This is a genomic window from Burkholderia pseudomultivorans (genome assembly GCF_902499075.1).
Lineage (GTDB): Bacteria > Pseudomonadota > Gammaproteobacteria > Burkholderiales > Burkholderiaceae > Burkholderia > Burkholderia pseudomultivorans.
Map to the genome: position 1 here is coordinate 1 of NZ_CABVPP010000034.1, position 19,368 is coordinate 19,368.

22 protein-coding genes are annotated in these 19,368 nt (G+C 67.1%); 18 read left to right on the forward strand and 4 right to left on the reverse strand.

The genetic code is table 11. The annotated features are described in order from the left end of the window. Positions 1–558 (reverse strand): pentapeptide repeat-containing protein (locus tag BST28156_RS20995; protein WP_496350116.1); only part of this gene is annotated, 558 nt, incomplete at its 3' end. Positions 559–641: 83 nt separating this feature from the next. Here BST28156_RS20995 and BST28156_RS21000 point away from each other — a divergent pair. The 8 genes from BST28156_RS21000 to BST28156_RS21035 all read left to right on the forward strand — a co-directional run bounded on the left by BST28156_RS21000 (position 642) and on the right by BST28156_RS21035 (position 7,715). Further along, on the forward strand, positions 642–1,607 hold the full coding sequence (locus tag BST28156_RS21000; RefSeq protein ID WP_060246802.1) for a methyltransferase domain-containing protein: 966 nt from the start codon (positions 642–644) through the stop codon (positions 1,605–1,607). A gap of 195 nt (positions 1,608–1,802) precedes the next feature. Then, positions 1,803–2,327 carry a DUF2244 domain-containing protein gene (locus BST28156_RS21005; RefSeq protein ID WP_052102263.1) on the forward strand — a complete coding sequence of 175 codons (525 nt, stop codon included), beginning with the start codon at positions 1,803–1,805 and terminating at the stop codon, positions 2,325–2,327. Between the two features lie 56 nt (positions 2,328–2,383). Next, positions 2,384–3,991 (forward strand): cytochrome c oxidase subunit II, encoded by a 1,608-nt coding sequence (coxB, locus tag BST28156_RS21010; protein ID WP_060246804.1) that lies wholly within the window; start codon positions 2,384–2,386, stop codon positions 3,989–3,991. 43 nt (positions 3,992–4,034) lie between these two features. Beyond that, a complete protein-coding gene (gene ctaD / locus BST28156_RS21015) occupies positions 4,035–5,642 on the forward strand; it encodes a cytochrome c oxidase subunit I (RefSeq protein ID WP_009690485.1) in 1,608 nt (535 codons plus the stop codon). A gap of 69 nt (positions 5,643–5,711) precedes the next feature. After that, complete coding sequence (locus BST28156_RS21020; RefSeq protein WP_027789063.1) at positions 5,712–5,852, forward strand: cytochrome oxidase small assembly protein; 141 nt, start codon at positions 5,712–5,714, stop codon at positions 5,850–5,852. Positions 5,853–5,887: 35 nt separating this feature from the next. Beyond that, positions 5,888–6,499: a cytochrome c oxidase assembly protein gene (locus BST28156_RS21025; RefSeq protein WP_174903303.1), complete on the forward strand. Its 612-nt coding sequence runs from the start codon at positions 5,888–5,890 to the stop codon at positions 6,497–6,499. Positions 6,500–6,515: 16 nt separating this feature from the next. Continuing rightward, the gene (locus BST28156_RS21030) at positions 6,516–6,716 is read left to right on the forward strand and encodes a DUF2970 domain-containing protein (RefSeq protein ID WP_060246811.1); all 201 of its coding nucleotides are present in this window, start codon (positions 6,516–6,518) and stop codon (positions 6,714–6,716) included. A gap of 141 nt (positions 6,717–6,857) precedes the next feature. Then, positions 6,858–7,715: a cytochrome c oxidase subunit 3 gene (locus BST28156_RS21035; RefSeq protein ID WP_060246814.1), complete on the forward strand. Its 858-nt coding sequence runs from the start codon at positions 6,858–6,860 to the stop codon at positions 7,713–7,715. A 186-nt stretch (positions 7,716–7,901) separates the two neighbouring features. Here BST28156_RS21035 and BST28156_RS21040 read toward each other — a convergent pair whose 3' ends face one another. Continuing rightward, the gene (locus BST28156_RS21040) at positions 7,902–8,111 is read right to left on the reverse strand and encodes a twin transmembrane helix small protein (protein WP_009690480.1); all 210 of its coding nucleotides are present in this window, start codon (positions 8,109–8,111) and stop codon (positions 7,902–7,904) included. A gap of 90 nt (positions 8,112–8,201) precedes the next feature. Between BST28156_RS21040 and BST28156_RS21045 the strand changes: the two genes are divergently transcribed. Genes BST28156_RS21045 through BST28156_RS21065 form a run of 5 tightly spaced genes read left to right on the forward strand, consistent with a single transcriptional unit; the run spans position 8,202 to position 12,285 of the window. Then, positions 8,202–8,912 carry an SURF1 family protein gene (locus tag BST28156_RS21045; RefSeq protein ID WP_060246956.1) on the forward strand — a complete coding sequence of 237 codons (711 nt, stop codon included), beginning with the start codon at positions 8,202–8,204 and terminating at the stop codon, positions 8,910–8,912. Between the two features lie 60 nt (positions 8,913–8,972). Continuing rightward, on the forward strand, positions 8,973–9,599 hold the full coding sequence (locus BST28156_RS21050) for an SCO family protein (protein WP_174903304.1): 627 nt from the start codon (positions 8,973–8,975) through the stop codon (positions 9,597–9,599). Positions 9,600–9,624: 25 nt separating this feature from the next. Continuing rightward, positions 9,625–10,737 carry a COX15/CtaA family protein gene (locus BST28156_RS21055; protein WP_060246819.1) on the forward strand — a complete coding sequence of 371 codons (1,113 nt, stop codon included), beginning with the start codon at positions 9,625–9,627 and terminating at the stop codon, positions 10,735–10,737. Positions 10,738–10,745: 8 nt separating this feature from the next. Continuing rightward, positions 10,746–11,648 carry a heme o synthase gene (cyoE, locus tag BST28156_RS21060; protein WP_060246821.1) on the forward strand — a complete coding sequence of 301 codons (903 nt, stop codon included), beginning with the start codon at positions 10,746–10,748 and terminating at the stop codon, positions 11,646–11,648. A 19-nt stretch (positions 11,649–11,667) separates the two neighbouring features. Further along, positions 11,668–12,285 (forward strand): SCO family protein, encoded by a 618-nt coding sequence (locus BST28156_RS21065; RefSeq protein ID WP_060246823.1) that lies wholly within the window; start codon positions 11,668–11,670, stop codon positions 12,283–12,285. Between the two features lie 164 nt (positions 12,286–12,449). Here BST28156_RS21065 and BST28156_RS21070 read toward each other — a convergent pair whose 3' ends face one another. Further along, positions 12,450–12,740, reverse strand: coding sequence for a YciI family protein (locus tag BST28156_RS21070; RefSeq protein WP_059482793.1), 291 nt, complete (start codon positions 12,738–12,740; stop codon positions 12,450–12,452). A 196-nt stretch (positions 12,741–12,936) separates the two neighbouring features. On the opposite strand from BST28156_RS21070, the gene BST28156_RS21075 reads away from it, so the two are divergent. Together BST28156_RS21075 and BST28156_RS21080 are read left to right on the forward strand one after the other, a co-directional pair. Further along, positions 12,937–14,559 (forward strand): methyl-accepting chemotaxis protein, encoded by a 1,623-nt coding sequence (locus BST28156_RS21075; RefSeq protein WP_174903305.1) that lies wholly within the window; start codon positions 12,937–12,939, stop codon positions 14,557–14,559. 185 nt (positions 14,560–14,744) lie between these two features. Further along, positions 14,745–15,560: a MetQ/NlpA family ABC transporter substrate-binding protein gene (locus BST28156_RS21080; protein ID WP_040128260.1), complete on the forward strand. Its 816-nt coding sequence runs from the start codon at positions 14,745–14,747 to the stop codon at positions 15,558–15,560. Between the two features lie 76 nt (positions 15,561–15,636). Here BST28156_RS21080 and BST28156_RS21085 read toward each other — a convergent pair whose 3' ends face one another. Beyond that, a complete protein-coding gene (locus BST28156_RS21085) occupies positions 15,637–15,957 on the reverse strand; it encodes a VF_A0006 family four-cysteine protein (RefSeq protein ID WP_174903306.1) in 321 nt (106 codons plus the stop codon). 318 nt (positions 15,958–16,275) lie between these two features. On the opposite strand from BST28156_RS21085, the gene BST28156_RS21090 reads away from it, so the two are divergent. From BST28156_RS21090 to BST28156_RS21100, 3 genes are all read left to right on the forward strand, one after another. Then, entirely contained in the window at positions 16,276–17,241 is a 966-nt protein-coding gene (locus BST28156_RS21090; RefSeq protein WP_060246833.1) for an ABC transporter substrate-binding protein, read from the forward strand. A 141-nt stretch (positions 17,242–17,382) separates the two neighbouring features. After that, positions 17,383–18,279 (forward strand): ABC transporter permease, encoded by an 897-nt coding sequence (locus BST28156_RS21095; RefSeq protein ID WP_059512647.1) that lies wholly within the window; start codon positions 17,383–17,385, stop codon positions 18,277–18,279. A 1-nt stretch (position 18,280) separates the two neighbouring features. Then, entirely contained in the window at positions 18,281–19,075 is a 795-nt protein-coding gene (locus BST28156_RS21100; protein ID WP_174903307.1) for an ABC transporter ATP-binding protein, read from the forward strand. The last annotated feature ends 293 nt before the right edge of the window (positions 19,076–19,368 follow it).

The following is a 19,368-nucleotide window of genomic DNA, read 5'->3' on the forward strand; positions in this document are numbered from 1 at the left end:
CAGCGGCACGGGCGCCACCACGTCGAAGCCGCCCGCGCCGCGCGTATCGTCGACCAGCCGTGCGAGCCGCGCCGCGAATTCCGCACCGAGCGCGAGCCGCGCGTGGAACTTCAGCCCGCGCGCGAGCCCGTCGAGCGGCGCGCGGTAGTCGGCGAGCGCGAGCGTCGCGTCGAACGGCGGCGGCGCCGTGCGGCAGGCTTTGCAGCGATACGCGGCGGCGCGTGCGGCGCCGGTGCGGCCGGAGCCGGTATGCCCGAAGCCGGTATGCCCGAAGCCGGTATGCCCGAAGCCGGTATGCCCGAAGCCGGTATGCCCGCAGCCGGTATGCCCGTCGCGCCGACGCGGCGCCCCGATGCCGAGCGGCACCGCGCACATGTCGCAGCGCAGCCGCGCTTCGTTCCAGTACGCGGCGTCGCACGCGGTGCAAATCACGGCATGTGACAAATTGCCGCACAGCGCGCAACGGTTCGGCAATGCCACCGTGGCCATGCGCGCCGCCAGCGCGCGAACCTGCGACAAAACGACGCGCACCGGGCGCGGAAGGGAACGGCGGACCATCGCGAACACTCCTTGCGGCCCCGCTTCACTGAAGCCCGCGGGGCGAGCGAGTATACTTCGGGCTCTTCGCCAGTGTGCCCGACATGTCCCCAGCTTCGACTTCAACCGGCCGTCCGGCCAATGACGCACGGCGTCTGCGGCGGATCTTCGACCGCCGCGCCGCCACGTTCGACGCGGTCGCGTTCCTGCCGCGCGAGATCGCGCAGCGGATGAACGAGCGCCTCGAATACATCAAGGTCAGCCCGACGGCCGTGCTCGATGCGGGCTGCGGCCCGGGCGACGACCTGCCGGCGCTGCGCGCGCGGTTCCCGGAGGCGCCCGTGTTCGGCGTCGACCTGTCCGGCGCGATGCTCGCGCGGGCCGCGCAGCGCGAGATCGAGCAGACGAGCTGGCGCCGCTGGCTGCCCGCGTCGCTCGGCCGGGCGCTCGGCCAGCGCGGCCCGCGCGTCGCGCAGGCCGACTTCGCCGCGCTGCCGTTCGCGGCCGGTGCGTTCGACCTGATCTGGTCGAATCTCGCGCTTCACTGGCATTCGCGCCCCGACGCGGTGCTGCCCGAATGGCAGCGCGTGCTGCGCGTCAACGGCCTGCTGATGTTCAGCACGCTCGGCCCCGACACGCTGCGCGAACTGCGCGCGGCCTGCGCGGAGGCGGAAGCGGCGCTCGGCATCGTGCCGAACGCGGCGCGCGTGATCGATTTCGTCGACATGCACGACCTCGGCGACATGCTGGTCGAAAGCGGTTTCGAGATCCCCGTGATGGACCAGGAGGTGCTGACCGTCACCTACAAATCCCCCGATTCATTGCTGGCCGACGTGCGCCGCTGGGGCGCCTATCCGTTCGAGCGCACCGCGCCGCGGCAGGCGGCGCGGCGCTTCCGGCAGGCGCTCGGCGACGCGCTCGACGCGCGCCGGCGCGCCGACGGCACGATCGCGCTGACCTTCGAGGTGATCTACGGCCACGCATGGAAAGCCGTGCCGCGCACGACCGCCGAAGGGCACGGAATCGTGCGCATCGAAGACATCGGAAAGGGGCGTCCGAAGAATCGGTAAAGCGGTAAAGAGGGGTTTTGTTATGTCTGAAATTAGCGGTGCAAAGCAGGGTCGAATTGACGGCTGAAATGGCCGGGAAGCTTGTCGCGCTTGGCTCGCGGGCCGATAGCCGCTTGCTTGTGGATGCCATTGAACCCGCCTATAATGCGTCAGCTTGTCGTCCCGGGGTCCCCGCAATACGGGGCGGCGAGTCCGATGCAGGCATGCATCGCATGCCATTCGCGTGAGGCGGCGATGGAAGCAGCGAGGGTTTTGGCGGAGACGGCGGACGACGAACCGGTCCTGAACGACTGGCTCATGAAACGCAACTGTTCGGTGTCGCCGCGCCAGTTCGTGCTGTTTTACGCGTCGCTCGCGGGCTTCTCGCTGGTGATCGCGGCGTTGCTGATGTGGCGGGGGGCGTGGCTCGTCATGCCCTTCACCGGAATCGAATTGCTGGTCGTGGGCGTCGCGTTTGCGATCTACGCCCGCCATGCGGTCGATTACGAGCGCATCAGGCTGTTTCCGCACCGGCTCGTGATCGAGCGGATGGATGCGGAGCGGTTCACGCAGATCGAATTCAACCCGCGCTGGGTGCGGGTCGAGCCGGGCGCGACGCCACGCGACCCGATTCGACTGGTGTCGCGCGGGCAGACCGTCGTAATCGGGCAGCATCTCGCGCAATACAAGCGTGCGCAGTTCGCCGACGAACTGCGCGTGTCGCTCCGGCGCTGCGGCTGACGAGGCAGGTTCGCCGGCAGCAACAGGCAGGCGGCTGGCGACGGGGGAGGGTTTGAATGGAAATTTTGGGTAAGGATGCTATGAAAACAATCAAGCGAGCCCTCACGGGCGTGCTGGCATGCAGCGGATTGCTCTTTGCCGGTGCCGCTCTGGCGGTCGGTGACAGCCCGGGCGGCCCCCGCGTCAATGAAATCAATTTTCAGCCGCCTGTCACGAAGATCGCCGAGGAGCTCTACGATCTCCACACGATGATGCTGATCCTCTGTACGGTGATCTTCATCGGCGTGTTCGGCGTGATGTTCTATTCGATCTTCGCGCATCGCAAATCCAAGGGCCACAAGGCCGCCAATTTCCATGAAAGCACGACCGTCGAAATCATCTGGACGATCGTGCCGTTCATCATCGTCGTGCTGATGGCGCTGCCGGCGACGAAGGCTGTCGTCGCGATGAAGGACACGACGAACGCCGATCTCACGATCAAGGTCACCGGCTACCAGTGGAAGTGGGGCTACGACTACGTGAAGGGCCCGGGCGAGGGCATCGGCTTCCTGTCGACGCTGACCACCCCGCGCGACGAAGTGATGGGCAAGAAGCCGATCACCGACACCTATCTGCAGGAAGTCGACAACCCGCTCGTCGTGCCGGTCAACAAGAAGATCCGCATCATCACGACCGCGAACGACGTCGTCCACTCGTGGTACGTGCCCGCGTTCGGCGTGAAGCAGGATGCGATCCCGGGCTTCGTGCGCGACACGTGGTTCAAGGCCGACAAGGTCGGCACCTTCCGCGGTTTCTGTACCGAGCTGTGCGGCAAGGAGCACGCGTACATGCCGGTCGTCGTCGAAGTGCTGTCGGATGAAGACTACGCGAAGTGGGTGAGCGCGCAGAAGGCCAAGATGGCCGGCGCGGCGGTCGACCCGAACAAGGTCTACACGATGGCCGAACTCGTCGCGCACGGCGAGGAAGTCTACAAGGCGAACTGCGCGGCCTGCCACCAGGTGAACGGCAAGGGTCTCGGCGCGTTCCCGGCGATGGACGGCAGCCCGATCGTGAACGGCCCGATCGCCGGCCACGTCGAGCGCGTGCTGCACGGCAAGGGCGCGATGCCGTCGTGGGCGTCGCTGTCGGATCTCGACATCGCATCGGTCATCACGTACGAACGCAATTCGTGGGGCAACCACAAGAACGATCTGCTGCAGCCGAAGCAAGTCGCCGACGCGCGCAACGGCAAGATGCCGGAAGACACCGCGGGCGCCGCAGCGCAAGCCGCATCGGCTCCGGCCGAAGCCGCCTCGGCGCCGGCGCAGGCCGCATCGGGCGCAGCGGAGCAGCCGGCCGCAGCAAGCTCGGCCGCGCTGTCGACGATCTACTTCGAGACGGGCAAGAGCACGCTGCCGGCCGACGCGAAGGCGGCGATCGCCGCGGCGGCCGACTATGCGAAGGCACATCCGGACGCGAAGCTCGCGCTGTCGGGTTTCACCGACAAGACGGGCTCGGCCGACGCGAACGCCGAACTGGCCAAGCATCGCGCGCAAGCCGTGCGCGACGCGCTGAAGGCCGCAGGCGTGGCGGAAGACCACATTGTTCTCAAAAAGCCGGAAACGATCACGGGCGGCGCCGACGCGAAGGAAGCGCGGCGTGTCGAGATCGGGCCGGCGGCTTGACGTGTCGCTGAGTTAGTCGACGTATTCGCATTAGGAGATTCTCATGTCTAGCATCGGGCACGACGTAGCCGCGGACCACGCGCACGACGACCACGCGCACGAAACGCCTCACGGCTGGCGGCGCTGGCTGTTCGCCACCAACCACAAGGACATCGGTACGCTGTACCTGCTGTTCTCGTTCATCATGTTCCTGTCGGGCGGCGTGATGGCGCTCGGCATCCGTGCCGAGCTGTTCGAGCCGGGCCTGCAGATCATGCGTCCGGAGTTCTTCAACGAACTCACGACGATGCACGGCCTGATCATGGTGTTCGGCGCGATCATGCCGGCGTTCGTCGGCTTCGCGAACTGGATGATTCCGCTGCAGATCGGTGCATCCGACATGGCGTTCGCGCGGATGAACAACTTCAGCTTCTGGCTGCTGCCGGTCGCGGCGGTGCTGCTGGTCGGCTCGTTCTTCGCGCCGGGCGGCGCGACGGCCGCCGGCTGGACGCTGTACGCGCCGCTGTCGACGCAGATGGGCCCGGGCATGGACTTCGCGATCTTCGCGGTCCACTTGATGGGTGCATCGTCGATCATGGGCGGGATCAACATCGTCGTGACGATCCTGAACATGCGCGCGCCGGGCATGACGCTGATGAAGATGCCGATGTTCGCGTGGACCTGGCTGATCACCGCGTACCTGCTGATCGCCGTGATGCCGGTCCTGGCAGGCGCGATCACGATGGTGCTGTTCGACCGCCACTTCGGCACGTCGTTCTTCAACGCGGCAGGCGGCGGCGATCCGGTGATGTACCAGCACATCTTCTGGTTCTTCGGCCACCCCGAGGTGTACATCATGATTCTGCCGGCGTTCGGGATCGTGTCGCAGGTGATCCCGGCGTTCGCGCGCAAGACGCTGTTCGGCTACAGCTCGATGGTGTACGCGACGGCTTCGATCGCGATCCTGTCGTTCATGGTCTGGGCGCACCACATGTTCGCGACCGGCATGCCGGTCACCGGCCAGCTGTTCTTCATGTACGCGACGATGCTGATCGCGGTGCCGACGGGCGTGAAGGTGTTCAACTGGCTCGCGACGATGTGGCGCGGCTCGATGACGTTCGAAACCCCGATGCTGTTCGCGATCGGCTTCCTGTTCGTGTTCACGTTCGGCGGCCTGACGGGCCTGATGCTCGCGATGGCGCCGCTCGACATCCAGTATCACGGCACCTACTTCGTGGTCGCGCACTTCCACTACGTGCTGGTGGCCGGTTCGCTGTTCGCGCTGTTCGCCGGCTGGTACTACTGGTCGCCGAAGTGGACGGGCTGGATGTACAACGAGACGCGCGGCAAGATCCACTTCTGGGCGTCGATGATCTTCTTCAACCTGACGTTCTTCCCGATGCACTTCGTCGGTCTCGCCGGCATGCCGCGCCGCTATGCGGACTACCCGGCGCAGTTCACGGACTTCAACCAGGTCGCGACGATCGGCGCATTCGGCTTCGGCCTCGCGCAGGTGTACTTCCTGTTCGCGGTCGTGCTGCCGGCCTACCGTGGCGGCGGCGAACTGGAGAAGGCGGCCGACAAGCCGTGGGATGGCGCGACGGGCCTCGAGTGGACGGTACCGAGCCCGGCTCCGTTCCACACGTTCGAGCAACCGCCGCACGTCGAATAAGTGTCACCGCGCGTTCCGCCGCTGCCTGCCGCGCAGGCCGGCGCGGCGGACGCCGAAGCGAAGTTTCAGATGAACCGGAATCCACAACAAAGACGAACGCCCGAGCAGATCCGCGCGGGCAACAAGCGGCTCGGCCTCATCCTGCTCGTCATCGCCGCCGTTTTTTTTGTGGGTGTCGTGATCAAGCAGTGGTGGCTGTCCACTCACTGACGCAGTAACTGACGCTGTAGCGAGGAAGTTGTCGTATGTCGAAGCCGGAAGCGGGCGCCGCCGATCGCGCGTTCAATCGTTCGATGCTGGCGAAGCTGTTCGTCGTCGCCTTGCTGATGTTCGGTTTCGGCTTTGCGCTGATCCCGATGTATCGCGCGATCTGCCAGGTCACGGGCATCAACAATCTGGTGCAGCGCGACGTCAGCGAGCGCGAGGCGAAGAATACGCAGGTCGACACCAGTCGTACCGTGTCGGTCGAGTTCGACGCGAACGCGCGCGGCCCGCTCGGTTTCAAGCCGGAGCACAACAGCCTCGACGTGCATCCGGGCGAGCTGACGACGATCGTGTACGACGTGACGAACGGGCAGGGCCGGCCGGTCGTCGCGCAGGCGATTCCGAGCTATGCGCCGAAGCAGGCGACGGAGTTTTTCAAGAAGATCGAGTGCTTTTGCTTCACGCAGCAGACGCTGGCCGCGAACGAGTCGCGCAAGATGCCGGTGGTGTTCGTGATCGATCCGAAATTGCCGAAGGACGTAAAGACGATCACGTTGTCGTACACGTTCTTCGAACTGAATACGCCGGCATCGCCGGCGCCGGCGACGCGCAGCACGGCGGCGCAGGGCGCGGCGGCAAAGCCGGATGCGTGACGAGGGACGGGGCGAAATGACGGAGATCAAGCGAAGCGGATCGTTCGGTCAGGCGCTGAAAGCCGTGTTGTGGTCGTTTTTCGGCGTGCGCAAGCGCCGCGACCTCGAGGCGGACGCGACGCAGCTGAATCCGCTGCACGTGCTGATCGTCGCGCTGCTCGCGGCCGGCGTGTTCATCGGCGTGCTGATCCTGATCGTGCGCGCGGTCGTCGGCTAGGCGGTGCAACAAACAGAATGCAGTGCGGAGCGCTCCGGCGCTTCGTGCGGGAAAGCGTAGCGGCAGGGCAGTCGCGCCGCGCAAGAAATATATCCGGAGCGGTTTCCGGTACACAAATTGGACTGAAGTGGAGAATCAAGCATGAGCGGTCAAAACCAGACCCCGTACTATTTTGTGCCGCATCCGTCGCAGCATCCGATCAGCGCGGCCGTCGGCCTGCTGGTCATGCTCGGGTCGGTCGCACTGTGGATCAACGGTCACGACTGGGCGCCGTACACGGCGCTGCTCGGCCTGCTGTGGCTGCTCTTCACGCTGTACCACTGGTTCGGCGATTCGATCGCCGAGTCCGAAGGCGGGCACTACGGCAAGAACGTCGACAAGTCGTACCGCTGGAGCATGAGCTGGTTCATCTTCTCCGAAGTGATGTTCTTCGGCGCGTTCTTCGGTGCGCTGTTCTATGCGCGCGAAATCGCGCTGCACCAGCTCGGCAGCCTCGACTACAAGCTGATCTGGCCGGATTTCTCCGCCGTGTGGCCGAACGAAGGCCCGGCCGCGCTCGCCGGTCACTTCAAGACGATGGGTCCGTGGCCGATCCCGACGCTGAACACCGCGCTGCTGCTGTCGTCGGGCGCGACGCTGACGGTGTCGCACCACGCGCTGCGTGAAGATCACCGCAAGAAGGCGATCGCATGGCTGGCCGCGACCCTCGTGCTCGGCGTCTGCTTCCTGTTCCTGCAGAGCTTCGAGTACTACCACGCGTACAACGAACTGAACCTGACGCTGAACTCGGGCGTCTACGGCTCGACGTTCTTCCTGCTGACGGGCTTCCACGGCTTCCACGTGTTCCTCGGCGGCACGATGCTCGCGGTGGTGCTGGTGCGGATGATCCGCGGCCACTTCAAGCCCGATCACCACTTCGCATTCGAAGGCGCCGCGTGGTACTGGCACTTCGTCGACGTCGTCTGGCTCGGCCTGTACGTCGTCGTCTACTGGCTGTAAATGAAAAAACGGCCCGCGCAGCAATGCGCGGGCCGTTTTCGTTGGTGAGGGCCGGGCGGCGGAGCGCTGCCGGCGGCCAGCATCGACCGGGCGCCGCCGCGACTCAGTCAGGCGGCGCTTTTGCTTGGTGGCGCGGCCGTGCGGCGATATGTCACAGCGGTCGCGGCGACCGCCGCGACGGCGGCGTCAACGCCCGATCGGCAGGCCGGTCGAATGGATCCAGCCCATCCAGTTCGCGAGCAGGATGAACAGGAATAGCGAGATCGACAGCCCGACGCGGGTGGCGAGCGACCAGACCATGCGTTTCGTATGGCCGCGGTCGTGCATCATGAAGTAGAGCGCCGAGCCCATGCTGGCAATGATGAGGACGAAGGCGATGGGAACGAGGATGTGCATGACACGAACCGGACGACGGCAATTCGAAAGGAAGAGGATAATTATCGCACTTCGCTTTCGCGAATGCGCCTGGCGCGAACGGGCGGCCCGATGAAGATCCGCTGGCTGCCTGCGCTGCTGATCCTCGTCGTCGTCGCGGTCACGATCCGTCTCGGTTTCTGGCAGCGCGACCGCGCGCACCAGAAGGAAGCGCTGCAGGAAAACATCGTCCGCTACGAGCACGCGGCGCCCGTCGAGGTCGGCGCGCAGCCGCTGCCGCTCGCGTCGATCGAGTTTCACCGCGTGCGCGCAAAGGGCCGGTTCATGCCCGAGCAAGCGGTGTTCCTCGACAATCGGCCGTATAACGACCAGCCGGGTTTTTACGTCGTGATGCCGTTTAAACTCACGGGCGGCGGCTACGTGCTGGTCAACCGCGGCTGGCTGCCGCGCAACATCGCCGATCGCACCGCGATCGAGCCGTTCGCGACGCCGCAGGGCGACGTGGAGATCGAAGGCATCGCGCGCGCCGACGCGTCGCGCGCGTTCGAGCTCGGCGAAGGCGGCTCGGCGGCGCACCAGAAGATCCGGCAGAACCTGGACGTCGCCGCGTATGCACAGGAAACCGGGCTGCCGCTGCAGCCGTTCGTGATCCAGCAGACGAGCGACGACGGCGACAAGCTCGTGCGCGACTGGCCGGCGGCGACGACCGGCGTCGAGCGCAATTACGGTTACATGTTTCAGTGGTGGGGCATGGCGGCGGCCGCGCTCGGCTTCGGCCTGTACGCGGCAAGGCGTGCGGCGAAGAAGTCGGCCGGCGCGTGAGCGCGATGCCCGGACGCGGCGCCTGCGCCGCGGGTTCGTTTCGAGAGGTCTGATTTGTCCATGCAATCTTCCCGTCAGGGTCCGGCCGCCGCGCCGGTTTCGCCCGCGGCCCGCAAGCGAGGCCGCTGGATGCTCGTGCTGCTGGGGCTCGTCTGCGCGGCGCCGATGCTCGCGTCGTACTTCACCTATTACGTGATCAAGCCGAAGGGCGGCTCGACCAACTACGGCACGCTGATCGAGCCGCAGCGGCCGATCCCGGCCGACCTGCAGGTCACCGACGAAACCGGCAAGACGGTGCCGCTGTCGTCGCTGCGCGGCGTATGGCTGTTCGTGATGACCGACCGCAGCGCGTGCGACGACGCATGTGCGCAAAAGCTCTATTTCATGCGCCAGATCCGCGTCACGCAGGCCGGCGAGCGGCACCGGATCACGATGGTGTGGCTGCGCAGCGATGCGGGCGCCGTGCCGCAGAAGGTGCTGGACGCGTATCCGGACACGCGCCGGCTGGTCGCCGATCCGGCTGCGGTCGCCGCGTGGCTGCCGGTCGACGCCGGCACGCAGAACACTGACCACATCTACCTGGTCGACCCGAACGGCAACCTGATGATGCGCTTCCCGAAGAATCCGAACCCCAGCAAGATCAAGGCGGACGTCACGAAGCTGCTGAAGTGGTCGAGCATCGGCTAAGGCGAGACGAAGAGGCACCCTACCGATGTCCTATTTACTGCAACTCGGCCTGATCGGCTTCTGCATCGCGCTGCTGCCGCTGTCGTACGTGTGGGTGAAGGCCGACGACAACAAGTTCCGCAAGCTGGTGTGGATCACGACCTTCCTGACCCTCGACCTGGTGATGTTCGGCGGCTTCACGCGGCTGACCGATTCGGGCCTCGGCTGCCCGGACTGGCCGGGCTGCTACGGCACCTCGTCGCCGTTCATCGCGCACGCGGCGATCACGGCCGCGCACCAGGCGATGCCGACCGGTCCGGTCAGCATGACGAAGGCGTGGATCGAGATGATCCACCGTTATTTCGCGATGGCGATCGGCGTGCTGATCATCGCGCAGGTCGTGATCGCGTGGTCCGCGCGGCTGCGCCGCCGTCCGCTGCACGTGTCGCCGTGGTGGCCGACGAGCCTGCTCCTGCTGATCGTCGTGCAGGGCGTGTTCGGCGCGTGGACGGTGACGATGAAGCTGCAGCCGGTGATCGTCACGACCCACCTGCTGCTCGGCCTCACGCTGCTCGGCACGCTCGGCTGGCTCGCGGCGCGGCAGACGCCGCTGCCGTCGTACGACCCCGAGGCCGGCCGCTACCGCGCGGCCGCGCTCGCGGCGCTGGTGCTGCTGGTCGTGCAGATCGCGCTCGGCGGCTGGGTGAGCACCAACTACGCGGTGCTCGCATGCACCGATTTCCCGACCTGCAACGGCCAGTGGATTCCGCCGATGGACTTCGCGCAGGGCTTCCATCTGTGGCGTGCGCTCGGGATGACCCAGGACGGCGAAGCGATCACGCAGGACGCGCTGGTCGCGATCCACTGGACGCACCGCACCTTCGCGTTCGTCGTGGTCGCGTATCTGGTCGCGTTCGCGCTGAAGATGCGCCGCTTCGAGTCGCTGCGGCGGCCCGCGAACGGCGTGCTGCTGGTCGTGCTGCTGCAGTTCCTGACGGGCCTGACCAACATCGTGCTGCAGTGGCCGCTGCCGGTCGCGGTCGCCCATAACGGCGGCGCCGCGATCCTGCTGCTGCTCGTCGTCATGTTAAACTTTCGCATCCTTTCAAGCCGCCCCGGCCGTGTCGTGCAGCCCGCGCGCGACGCCGCCCCGGCGTGACCGTCCCCATGCAAAGCACCCTTTCCCAATCGCCCGGTAGCCGGTTTTCCCAGTACATGGCGCTGACGAAGCCGCGTGTCACGCAGCTCGCGGTGTTCTGCGCGGTGATCGGCATGTTCCTCGCGACGCCGGGCATGGTGCCGTGGCACGTGCTGATCGGCGGTACGGTCGGCATCTGGCTGCTGGCCGGCGCCGCGTTCGCGATCAACTGCCTGGTCGAGCAGAAGGTCGACGCGATGATGCGCCGCACCGCATGGCGCCCGTCCGCGCGCGGCGAGATCACGACGCCGCAGATCCTGCTGTTCTCGGCCGTGCTCGGCAGCCTCGGCGCATGGACGCTCTATACGTTCACGAACCCGCTGACGATGTGGCTGACGATCGCGACCTTCGTCGGCTACGCGGTGATCTACACGCTGCTGCTCAAGCCGATGACGCCGCAGAACATCGTGATCGGCGGCGCGTCGGGCGCGATGCCGCCGGCGCTCGGCTGGGCCGCGGTGACCGGCGCGGTGCCGGGCGACGCGTGGATCCTCGTGCTGATCATCTTCGTGTGGACGCCGCCGCATTTCTGGGTGCTCGCGCTGTACCGCCGCAAGGATTACGAGAACGCGGGCCTGCCGATGCTGCCGGTCACGCACGGCGAGAAGTTCACGCGACTGCACATCCTGCTGTATACGGTGATCCTGTTCGCGGTCACGCTGATGCCGTTCATCTCCGGGATGAGCGGCGCGGTCTACCTGACGAGCGCGGTGCTGCTCGGCGCGGTGTTCCTCGCGTATGCGTGGAAGATCTATCGCGACTACTCGGACGCACTCGCCCGCAAGGCCTTCCGTTACTCGATCGTCTACCTGTCGCTGCTGTTCGCCGCGCTGCTCGTCGATCACTACGCGCGCCCGCTGCTCGGCGTGTAACCCGCACGATTTGAACGCAATGCTCCATTCACGGTTCGGGCGCCGCGCGCGCCAAGGCTGGCTGCTCGCGTGCGCATTCGCGCTCGCGTCGCTGCTGTCGGCGTGCGACAACGCGCCGAAGTTCCAGAATCTCGACATCACCGGCAACACGCAGTTCGGCACCGATTTCGCGCTGCCCGACACGACCGGCAAGGTGCGCACGCTGGCCGATTTCAAGGGCAAGGCGGTCGTGATGTTCTTCGGCTATACGCATTGCCCGGACGTGTGCCCGACGACGATGGCCGAACTGTCCGAGGCGCTGAAGCAGCTCGGGCCCGATGCCGCGAAGCGCGTGCAGGTGCTGTTCGTGACCGTCGATCCGGAGCGCGACACGCCCGCGCTGCTCGGCCAGTATGTGCCCGCGTTCGATCCGTCGTTCATCGGCCTGCGTCCGGCCGACGAAGCCGCGCTGAAGAAGGTGACGAAGGATTTCCGCGTCTATTACGCGAAAGTGCCGGGCAAGACGCCCGGCAGCTACACGATGGATCACACGGCCGCGAGCTACGTGTTCGATCCGGACGGCAAGCTGCGGCTGTTCGTGCGCGACGGCCAGGGCCCCGGCCCGTGGGTGCACGACCTCAAGCTGCTGATCGGCTGACCGGCCGGCGTGCCGCGCTTGCCCGGGCGTTCGACCCGGCAGGCGCGTGACGGCCGCGACGCGCCGTCACGCATTCCTTCTTTTTCTCCCGCCTTTTTCCTGATCGCCGCTGTCGGCGCGCTTGCGGCCTGCATGCAGGGCCCCGGCGCGCGACGCCTATCGCGTTACGGCAGCGCCGGCACGTTGAAGCCGGTCGCGGCGCGCGTGATGCGGAATTCCGTCACGCGATAGGTCGCGAGCCCTTCGGTGACGAACGGGTCGGTCTGCAGGATCGCATCGAGCGCGTCGCGATCGATGCGCGCCGCGAGGATCACGCCGCCTTCGCGCGGCACCTTCGGCCCGGCCGCGATGAAGATGCCTTTGTCGAGCAGCGGCTGCAGATACGCGCGGTGGCGTTCGAGCGCGTCGTCGATGCGCTCGAGCGACGCGGTGTAGTGGATGTCGATGACGTACATGTCGGTATGGCCTCGGATGGTCGCCGGCGCATTGCGCGCGCCGGTCGGCCGATCTTTGTAGCACAGCGGGCGTTCGCTGTCGTGCCGGGCGCGGCGCCGTATTCAAGTTGTAAGCGCCGCTGCCGTAAATACGGGAGCAACCGTTTGCGTGCGGCAGGCCGTTCGTGCGCGACGACATCGACATCAAGGCACGCAGATGAGCAGAATGAGTTTGAACCGCAAGCTGTGGCTCGCGCTTGCGCTGGTATGGATCGGTTTGCTGGGCGTCGGCGCCTGGAGCGCCTACGAGACGCGCGCGACGATGCTTGCCGAGCGCAAGGAAGGAATCACGAATCTCGTCGATTCGGCGGCCGGCATCGTGAAGGCGTATTACGCGCTCGCGCAGGGCGGGACGCTGCCGGAGGCCGATGCGAAGCGCGACGCGCTCGCGAGCCTCGCCGCGATGCGCTACGGCGACGCGGGCTACGTGTTCGTGATGGATTCGAAGCCGGTCGTGCTGATGCATCCGACGCTGCCGAAGCTGGTCGGCACGCAGGTCGGCGATTATCTCGATCCGGACGGCAAGCCGCTGTTCGTCACGATCCTGAATGCCGCGAAGGCGACCGGCAGCGGCTTCGCCGAGTACCGCGGGCGGCTGCCGCACAGCGAGACCGCGGTGCCGAAGATCAGCTACGTCACGCGCTTCGCGCCGTGGGACTGGAACATCTCGAGCGGCGTATTCCTGAAGGACATCGATACCGTCTACTACCGGACGCTGGCCGGCCACCTCGTGGTCGTGCTCGTGATCGGGCTCGTGATCAGCGCGGCGATGCTCGTGATCATCCGCAACGTGCGCGGCAGCCTCGGCGGCGAGCCGGACCAGGCGGCCGCGCTCGCGACCCGGATCGCGCAGGGCGACCTGACGCAGCCGGTGCCGGTGCGCGCGGGCGACCGCGCGAGCATGATGGCGGCGATGCGCGACATGCAGGCGCGCCTGCAGGCGACCATCGGCGGGATCCGCCAGTCGGCCGAGTCGATCGCGGCGGCGAGCCGCCAGATCGCGGCCGGCAACGACGACCTGTCGCAGCGCACCGAGGAACAGGCCGCGTCGCTCGAGGAGACCGCCGCGAGCATGGAGCAGCTGACCGCGACCGTGAAGCAGAACGCGGACAACGCGCGGCAGGCGAGCGGGCTCGCCAACAGCGCGTCGGAAATCGCGCGCGCGGGGAGCGACGTCGTGAACCGCGTGATCGGCACGATGGGCGAGATCGACGACAGCTCGCGCAAGATCGCCGACATCATCGGCGTGATCGAGGGGATTGCGTTCCAGACCAACATCCTTGCGCTGAACGCGGCGGTCGAAGCCGCGCGCGCGGGCGAGCAGGGTCGCGGCTTCGCGGTGGTGGCGGGCGAGGTGCGCTCGCTCGCACAGCGCAGCGCGACGGCCTCGAAGGAGATCCGGACGCTGATCGTCGATTCGGTCGAGCGCGTGCGCAACGGCTCGGCACTGGTCGGGCAGGCCGGCACGACGATGGGCGAGATCCTGCAGGCGGTCGCGCGCGTGACCGACATCATGGGCGAGATCGCCGCCGCGTCGGAGGAGCAGGCGAGCGGCATCACGCAGGTCGGGCGCGCGGTCACGCAAATGGATCAGGTGACGCAGCAGAACGCGGCGCTCGTCGAGGAGGCCGCGGCCGCCGCCGCGTCGCTGCAGGAGCAGGCCGCGCGGCTGCGCGACGCAGTCGGCGCGTTCCGGGTGGGCGAGACGGCGCAGCGGGACGGCGCACGGAGCGCCGAACCCGCGTTCGGCGGCCCGGCAGTGCATGCCGCCGCTGCCTGACGCACACCCTTTCGCCACTCGCCGAGAAGCCGGCGATCCGCTGCCGGCACCGTCGCGGTGCATACCCATATGAGCGGGATGTATTTCACTTCCCGCCGATCCTGTGACACCATTTGCCCCTTCCTGCGAGTCGGGGCATACCCGTATCGCGCCCCATTTTCAGTTTGCAAGAAAGCGAGAAACAGATGAAGCGTCGCAGTCTCCTGAAGGTATTTTCCGTGCTGGCAACCGGTGCCGCGCTGACGCTGTCGGCGGGCGCGCACGCCGAGGACAAGGTGATCAAGGTCGGCACCGTGGCCGGCCCGGACGCCGAAGTGTGGCAGGTCGTGCAGAAGGTCGCGAAGGAGAAGGAAGGCCTGAACGTGAAGGTCATCGAGTTCAACGACTACGTGCAGCCGAACGCGGCGCTCGACGCGGGCGATCTCGACGCGAACAGCTTCCAGCACCAGCCCTACCTCGACAGCCAGGTGAAGCAGCGCGGCTACAAGCTCGTCAGCGCGGGCCTGACCTATATCTCGCCGATGGGCGTGTACTCGAAGAAGTTCAAGTCGCTGAAGGACCTGCCGCAGGGCGCGAAGCTCGCGGTGCCGAACGATCCGTCGAACGAGAACCGCGCGCTGCTGCTGCTGCAGACGCAGGGCGTGATCAAGCTGAAGGCCGGCGCCGGTACGGGCGGCAATAACGCGACCGTGCTCGATATCGCCGACAACCCGAAGAAGCTGAAGATCTCCGAGCTCGACGCCGCGCAACTGCCGCGCGTGCTGTCGGACGTCGACGCGGCCGTGATCAACACGAACTACGCGCTCGCCGCGAACCTGCAGCCGACCAAGGACGCGATCGCGCTCGAATCGCTGACGAGCCCGTATGCGAACCTGATCGCCGTGCGCGCGAAGGACAAGGATCAGCCGTGGGTGAAGAAGCTGGTCAAGGCGTACCAGTCGCCGGAAGTGAAGGAATTCATCAAGAAGCAGTTCAAGGGCTCGATGGTCGCGTCGTTCTGAACGACACGCCGGACATACCGCTGAACCGCCGGGGCCTGCATCGCGCAGGCCCTTTTTGCATCCGCGCGCGCCGCACTTACATTTCGCCGCGCCGCGAGCAGATCGACAGGATCTGCTGGATCGCGTAGTTGTCGCGCACGCCCGGCAGCGACTGCACGACGCACTCGTGATAGCGGCGCTCGCGCGGCAGCGTCATCGCGCTGTTGCGGTACAGCGCGTCGCACGAGCGCTGGATCAATTGCGCGGCCGCGCCGTTGCGGCTCTCGCGCAGCGCCTGCAGCATGCAGTCGTCGTATTGCGCATTGCCGTCGGTCAGCCCGGAAGCTGCGGCGGGCGGCGCTGGCGCCAGCGCCGCCGCGACGACAGCGATCGCGATCGAACGGATACCGCGTGGCATGGGCGCCTCCGATCAGGTGGACGGGCTCGGTCGACAGCATAACGTAAAGCGGCGCATGCGTTTGGCCGGCTTCGGCGGCGCGGCGGCCGGCCTTGCCGCGCATGCGATGAAGGGTCGCTGGTCCCGCGCGCGGCGGGCGAACATGCGAAAGCGCGGAGTCAGGCGGTGGTCTGCGGAAATGGTATCCTCGTGCGTTCGCCGCCGCGCGCCTTCCCGGGGTGCGTGCGCGGGCCGGCCGTCGCCGCTTCGGGCGGGCGGCGGCACTCGCCGCGGCGGGAATCCATCATCCAGAACCGACAATACGGGGGAGACTCACCCATGAAGCGTTTCAAGACTTTCGCGATCCGTTCGATCACGGCCGGCGTGGCCGCACTGGCGCTGGCCGGCGCCGCGCAGGCGCAGACCGTCAAGGTGCTGTCGATCGTCGATCATCCGGCGCTCGATGCGATCCGCGACGGCGTGCGCGCCGAACTGAAGGCGGAAGGCTACGGCGACGACAAGCTCAAGTGGGAATACCAGAGCGCGCAGGGCAATACCGGCACGGCCGCGCAGATCGCGCGCAAGTTCGTCGGCGACCAGCCCGACGTGATCGTCGCGATCGCGACGCCGGCCGCGCAGGCGGTCGTCGCGGCCACCAAGAGCGTGCCCGTCGTCTATTCGGGCGTGACCGATCCGGTCGCCGCGCAGCTCGTGAAGGGCTGGGGCCCGTCGGGCACCAACGTGACGGGCGTGTCCGACAAGCTGCCGCTCGATCGCCAGGTCGCGCTGATCAAGCGCGTCGTGCCGAAGGCGAAGACGGTCGGCATGGTCTACAACCCGGGCGAGGCGAACTCGGTCGTCGTCGTGAAGGAGCTCAAGGAGATCCTCGCGAAGCAGGGCATGACGCTGAAGGAAGCGGCCGCGCCGCGCACCGTCGACATCGGCCCGGCCGCGAAGAGCCTGATCGGCAAGGTCGACGTGATCTACACGAATACCGACAACAACGTCGTGTCCGCGTACGAAGCGCTCGTGAAGGTCGCGAACGAAGCGAAGATCCCGCTCGTCGCGGGCGACACCGACAGCGTGAAGCGTGGCGGCATCGCGGCGCTCGGCATCAACTACGGCGACCTCGGCCGGCAGACCGGCAAGGTCGTCGCGCGCATCCTGAAGGGCGAGAAGCCGGGCGCGATCGCGTCGGAGACGAGCAGCAACCTCGAACTGTTCGTGAACACGGGCGCGGCCGCGAAGCAGGGCGTGACGCTGTCGCCGGACCTCGTGAAGGAAGCGAAGACGGTCATCAAGTAAGCCGCGGCCGGCTCGCCGCCGCGCTGGCAGGCCCGATCCGGGCCTGAACGACATCGCCGGACGGGCGGCCCCCACCCGGGGCCGCCCGTCCGCTTTGCCCGGCCGCACACGCGCGGCTGGCACGCAACAGGATTCCCCATCATGTCTCTGTTCTCGTTACTGGGTGCGCTGGAGATCGGCCTGATCTTCAGTCTCGTCGCGCTCGGGGTGCTGATCTCGTTCCGCATCCTCAATTTCCCCGACCTCACCGTCGACGGCAGCTTTCCGCTCGGCGGCGCCGTCGCCGCGACGCTGATCTCGGCCGGCTACGACCCGTTCACTTCGACCTGTCTCGCGATCGTCGCGGGCGCGCTGGCCGGCTTCGTCACGGGCTGGCTCAACGTGCGCCTGAAGATCATGGATCTGCTCGCCAGCATCCTGATGATGATCGCGCTCTATTCGGTGAACCTGCGGATCATGGGCCGGCCGAACGTGCCGCTGATCACCGAGCCGACGATCTTCACCGTGCTGCAGCCCGACTGGCTGCCCGACTACGTGCTGCGTCCGGCGCTGCTCGCGATCGTCGTGGTGGTCGCGAAGCTCGGCCTCGACTGGTTCTTCTCGTCGCAGCTCGGCCTCGCGATGCGCGCGACCGGCGCGAACCCGCGGATGGCGCGCGCGCAGGGCATCGCGACCGGCCGCGCGACGCTCGCCGGGATGGCGCTGTCGAATGCGCTGGTCGCGCTCGCCGGCGCGCTGTTCGCGCAGACGCAGGGCGGCGCCGACATCTCGATGGGGATCGGCACGATCGTGATCGGGCTGGCCGCCGTGATCATCGGCGAGACGCTGCTGCCCGCGCGCCGGCTCGTGCTGACGACGCTCGCCGTCGTGATCGGCGCGATCGTCTATCGCTTCTTCATCGCGCTCGCGCTGAACAGCGAATTCATCGGCCTGAAGGCGCAGGACCTGAACCTCGTGACGGCCGCGCTCGTCACGATCGCGCTGGTGCTGCCGGCGACGCGCAAGAAGCTGTTCGCGCGCAAGAACGGAGGGGCATGACATGCTGTCCGCACAAGACCTGAAACTCACGTTCAATCCCGGCACGCCGATCGAGACGCGCGCGCTGCGCGGGCTGTCGCTCGAGATCCCCGACGGCCAGTTCGTCGCGGTGATCGGCTCGAACGGCGCCGGCAAGTCGACCTTCCTCAATGCGGTCAGCGGCGACCAGCCGGTCGATGCGGGGCGCATCACGATCGACGGCACGGACGTCACGCGCAAGGCCGCGTGGGATCGCGCGCACCTCGTCGCGCGCGTGTTCCAGGATCCGATGGCCGGCACCTGCGAGGCGCTGACGATCGAGGAGAACATGGCGCTCGCGATGGCGCGCGGCGTGCGGCGCGGTTTCGGGGCCGCGCTCGATCGCCTGTCGCGCGAGCTGTTCCGCGACAAGCTGCGGCTGCTGAACCTCGGCCTCGAGAACCGGCTGACCGACCGCATCGGGCTGCTGTCGGGCGGCCAGCGGCAGGCCGTGAGCCTGCTGATGGCGTCGCTGCGGCCGTCGCGGATCCTGTTGCTCGACGAGCACACGGCCGCGCTCGACCCGAAGACGGCCGCGTTCGTGCTGGAGCTGACCGCGCGCATCGTCGCCGAGAGCAAGCTGACGACGATGATGGTCACGCACAGCATGCGACAGGCGCTCGACTACGGCGACCGCACGGTGATGCTGCACCAGGGGCAGGTCGTGCTCGACGTGTCGGGCGACGCGCGCAAGGGGCTCGACGTGCCGGACCTGTTGCAGATGTTCGAGAAGGTGCGGCACGAGCAGCTCGACGACGACGCGCTGCTGCTCGGCTGATCGATTGATCGGCTGCCCCGGATGAACGGGCCGCCCGGCCGGTGCGAACAGATTTCGCCGGCCAGGGCGGCCCGTTTTGCATCGAGGGGCGCCGGCGAGAGGCCGTCGCTCGCGCGACCGTGCTGTGCGAGCGATTCGGTGCGGCGATTGGGCCGCATGTCGCGCCCATGCCGATGCCGGCGCGGGCGGCCGAGCCGCGCCGATCGACGGATTGCCTGTCCCTTTTTGTTGGGGCCTGACAGCGTCCGTGGCGATCCTCTATACTGTATATCCATACAGCATCGAGTCGCATG

Bases quoted from the DNA above. Each gene is read 5' to 3' on its own strand.
- BST28156_RS21000 (WP_060246802.1), top strand. From the start codon at position 642: ATGTCCCCAGCTTCGACTTCAACCGGCCGTCCGGCCAATGACGCACGG.
- BST28156_RS21005 (WP_052102263.1), top strand. From the start codon at position 1,803: ATGCAGGCATGCATCGCATGCCATTCGCGTGAGGCGGCGATGGAAGCA.
- coxB (WP_060246804.1), top strand. From the start codon at position 2,384: ATGGAAATTTTGGGTAAGGATGCTATGAAAACAATCAAGCGAGCCCTC.
- ctaD (WP_009690485.1), top strand. From the start codon at position 4,035: ATGTCTAGCATCGGGCACGACGTAGCCGCGGACCACGCGCACGACGAC.
- BST28156_RS21020 (WP_027789063.1), top strand. From the start codon at position 5,712: ATGAACCGGAATCCACAACAAAGACGAACGCCCGAGCAGATCCGCGCG.
- BST28156_RS21025 (WP_174903303.1), top strand. From the start codon at position 5,888: ATGTCGAAGCCGGAAGCGGGCGCCGCCGATCGCGCGTTCAATCGTTCG.
- BST28156_RS21030 (WP_060246811.1), top strand. From the start codon at position 6,516: ATGACGGAGATCAAGCGAAGCGGATCGTTCGGTCAGGCGCTGAAAGCC.
- BST28156_RS21035 (WP_060246814.1), top strand. From the start codon at position 6,858: ATGAGCGGTCAAAACCAGACCCCGTACTATTTTGTGCCGCATCCGTCG.
- BST28156_RS21040 (WP_009690480.1), bottom strand. From the start codon at position 8,111: ATGCACATCCTCGTTCCCATCGCCTTCGTCCTCATCATTGCCAGCATG.
- BST28156_RS21045 (WP_060246956.1), top strand. From the start codon at position 8,202: ATGAAGATCCGCTGGCTGCCTGCGCTGCTGATCCTCGTCGTCGTCGCG.
- BST28156_RS21050 (WP_174903304.1), top strand. From the start codon at position 8,973: ATGCAATCTTCCCGTCAGGGTCCGGCCGCCGCGCCGGTTTCGCCCGCG.
- BST28156_RS21055 (WP_060246819.1), top strand. From the start codon at position 9,625: ATGTCCTATTTACTGCAACTCGGCCTGATCGGCTTCTGCATCGCGCTG.
- cyoE (WP_060246821.1), top strand. From the start codon at position 10,746: ATGCAAAGCACCCTTTCCCAATCGCCCGGTAGCCGGTTTTCCCAGTAC.
- BST28156_RS21065 (WP_060246823.1), top strand. From the start codon at position 11,668: ATGCTCCATTCACGGTTCGGGCGCCGCGCGCGCCAAGGCTGGCTGCTC.
- BST28156_RS21070 (WP_059482793.1), bottom strand. From the start codon at position 12,740: ATGTACGTCATCGACATCCACTACACCGCGTCGCTCGAGCGCATCGAC.
- BST28156_RS21075 (WP_174903305.1), top strand. From the start codon at position 12,937: ATGAGCAGAATGAGTTTGAACCGCAAGCTGTGGCTCGCGCTTGCGCTG.
- BST28156_RS21080 (WP_040128260.1), top strand. From the start codon at position 14,745: ATGAAGCGTCGCAGTCTCCTGAAGGTATTTTCCGTGCTGGCAACCGGT.
- BST28156_RS21085 (WP_174903306.1), bottom strand. From the start codon at position 15,957: ATGCCACGCGGTATCCGTTCGATCGCGATCGCTGTCGTCGCGGCGGCG.
- BST28156_RS21090 (WP_060246833.1), top strand. From the start codon at position 16,276: ATGAAGCGTTTCAAGACTTTCGCGATCCGTTCGATCACGGCCGGCGTG.
- BST28156_RS21095 (WP_059512647.1), top strand. From the start codon at position 17,383: ATGTCTCTGTTCTCGTTACTGGGTGCGCTGGAGATCGGCCTGATCTTC.
- BST28156_RS21100 (WP_174903307.1), top strand. From the start codon at position 18,281: ATGCTGTCCGCACAAGACCTGAAACTCACGTTCAATCCCGGCACGCCG.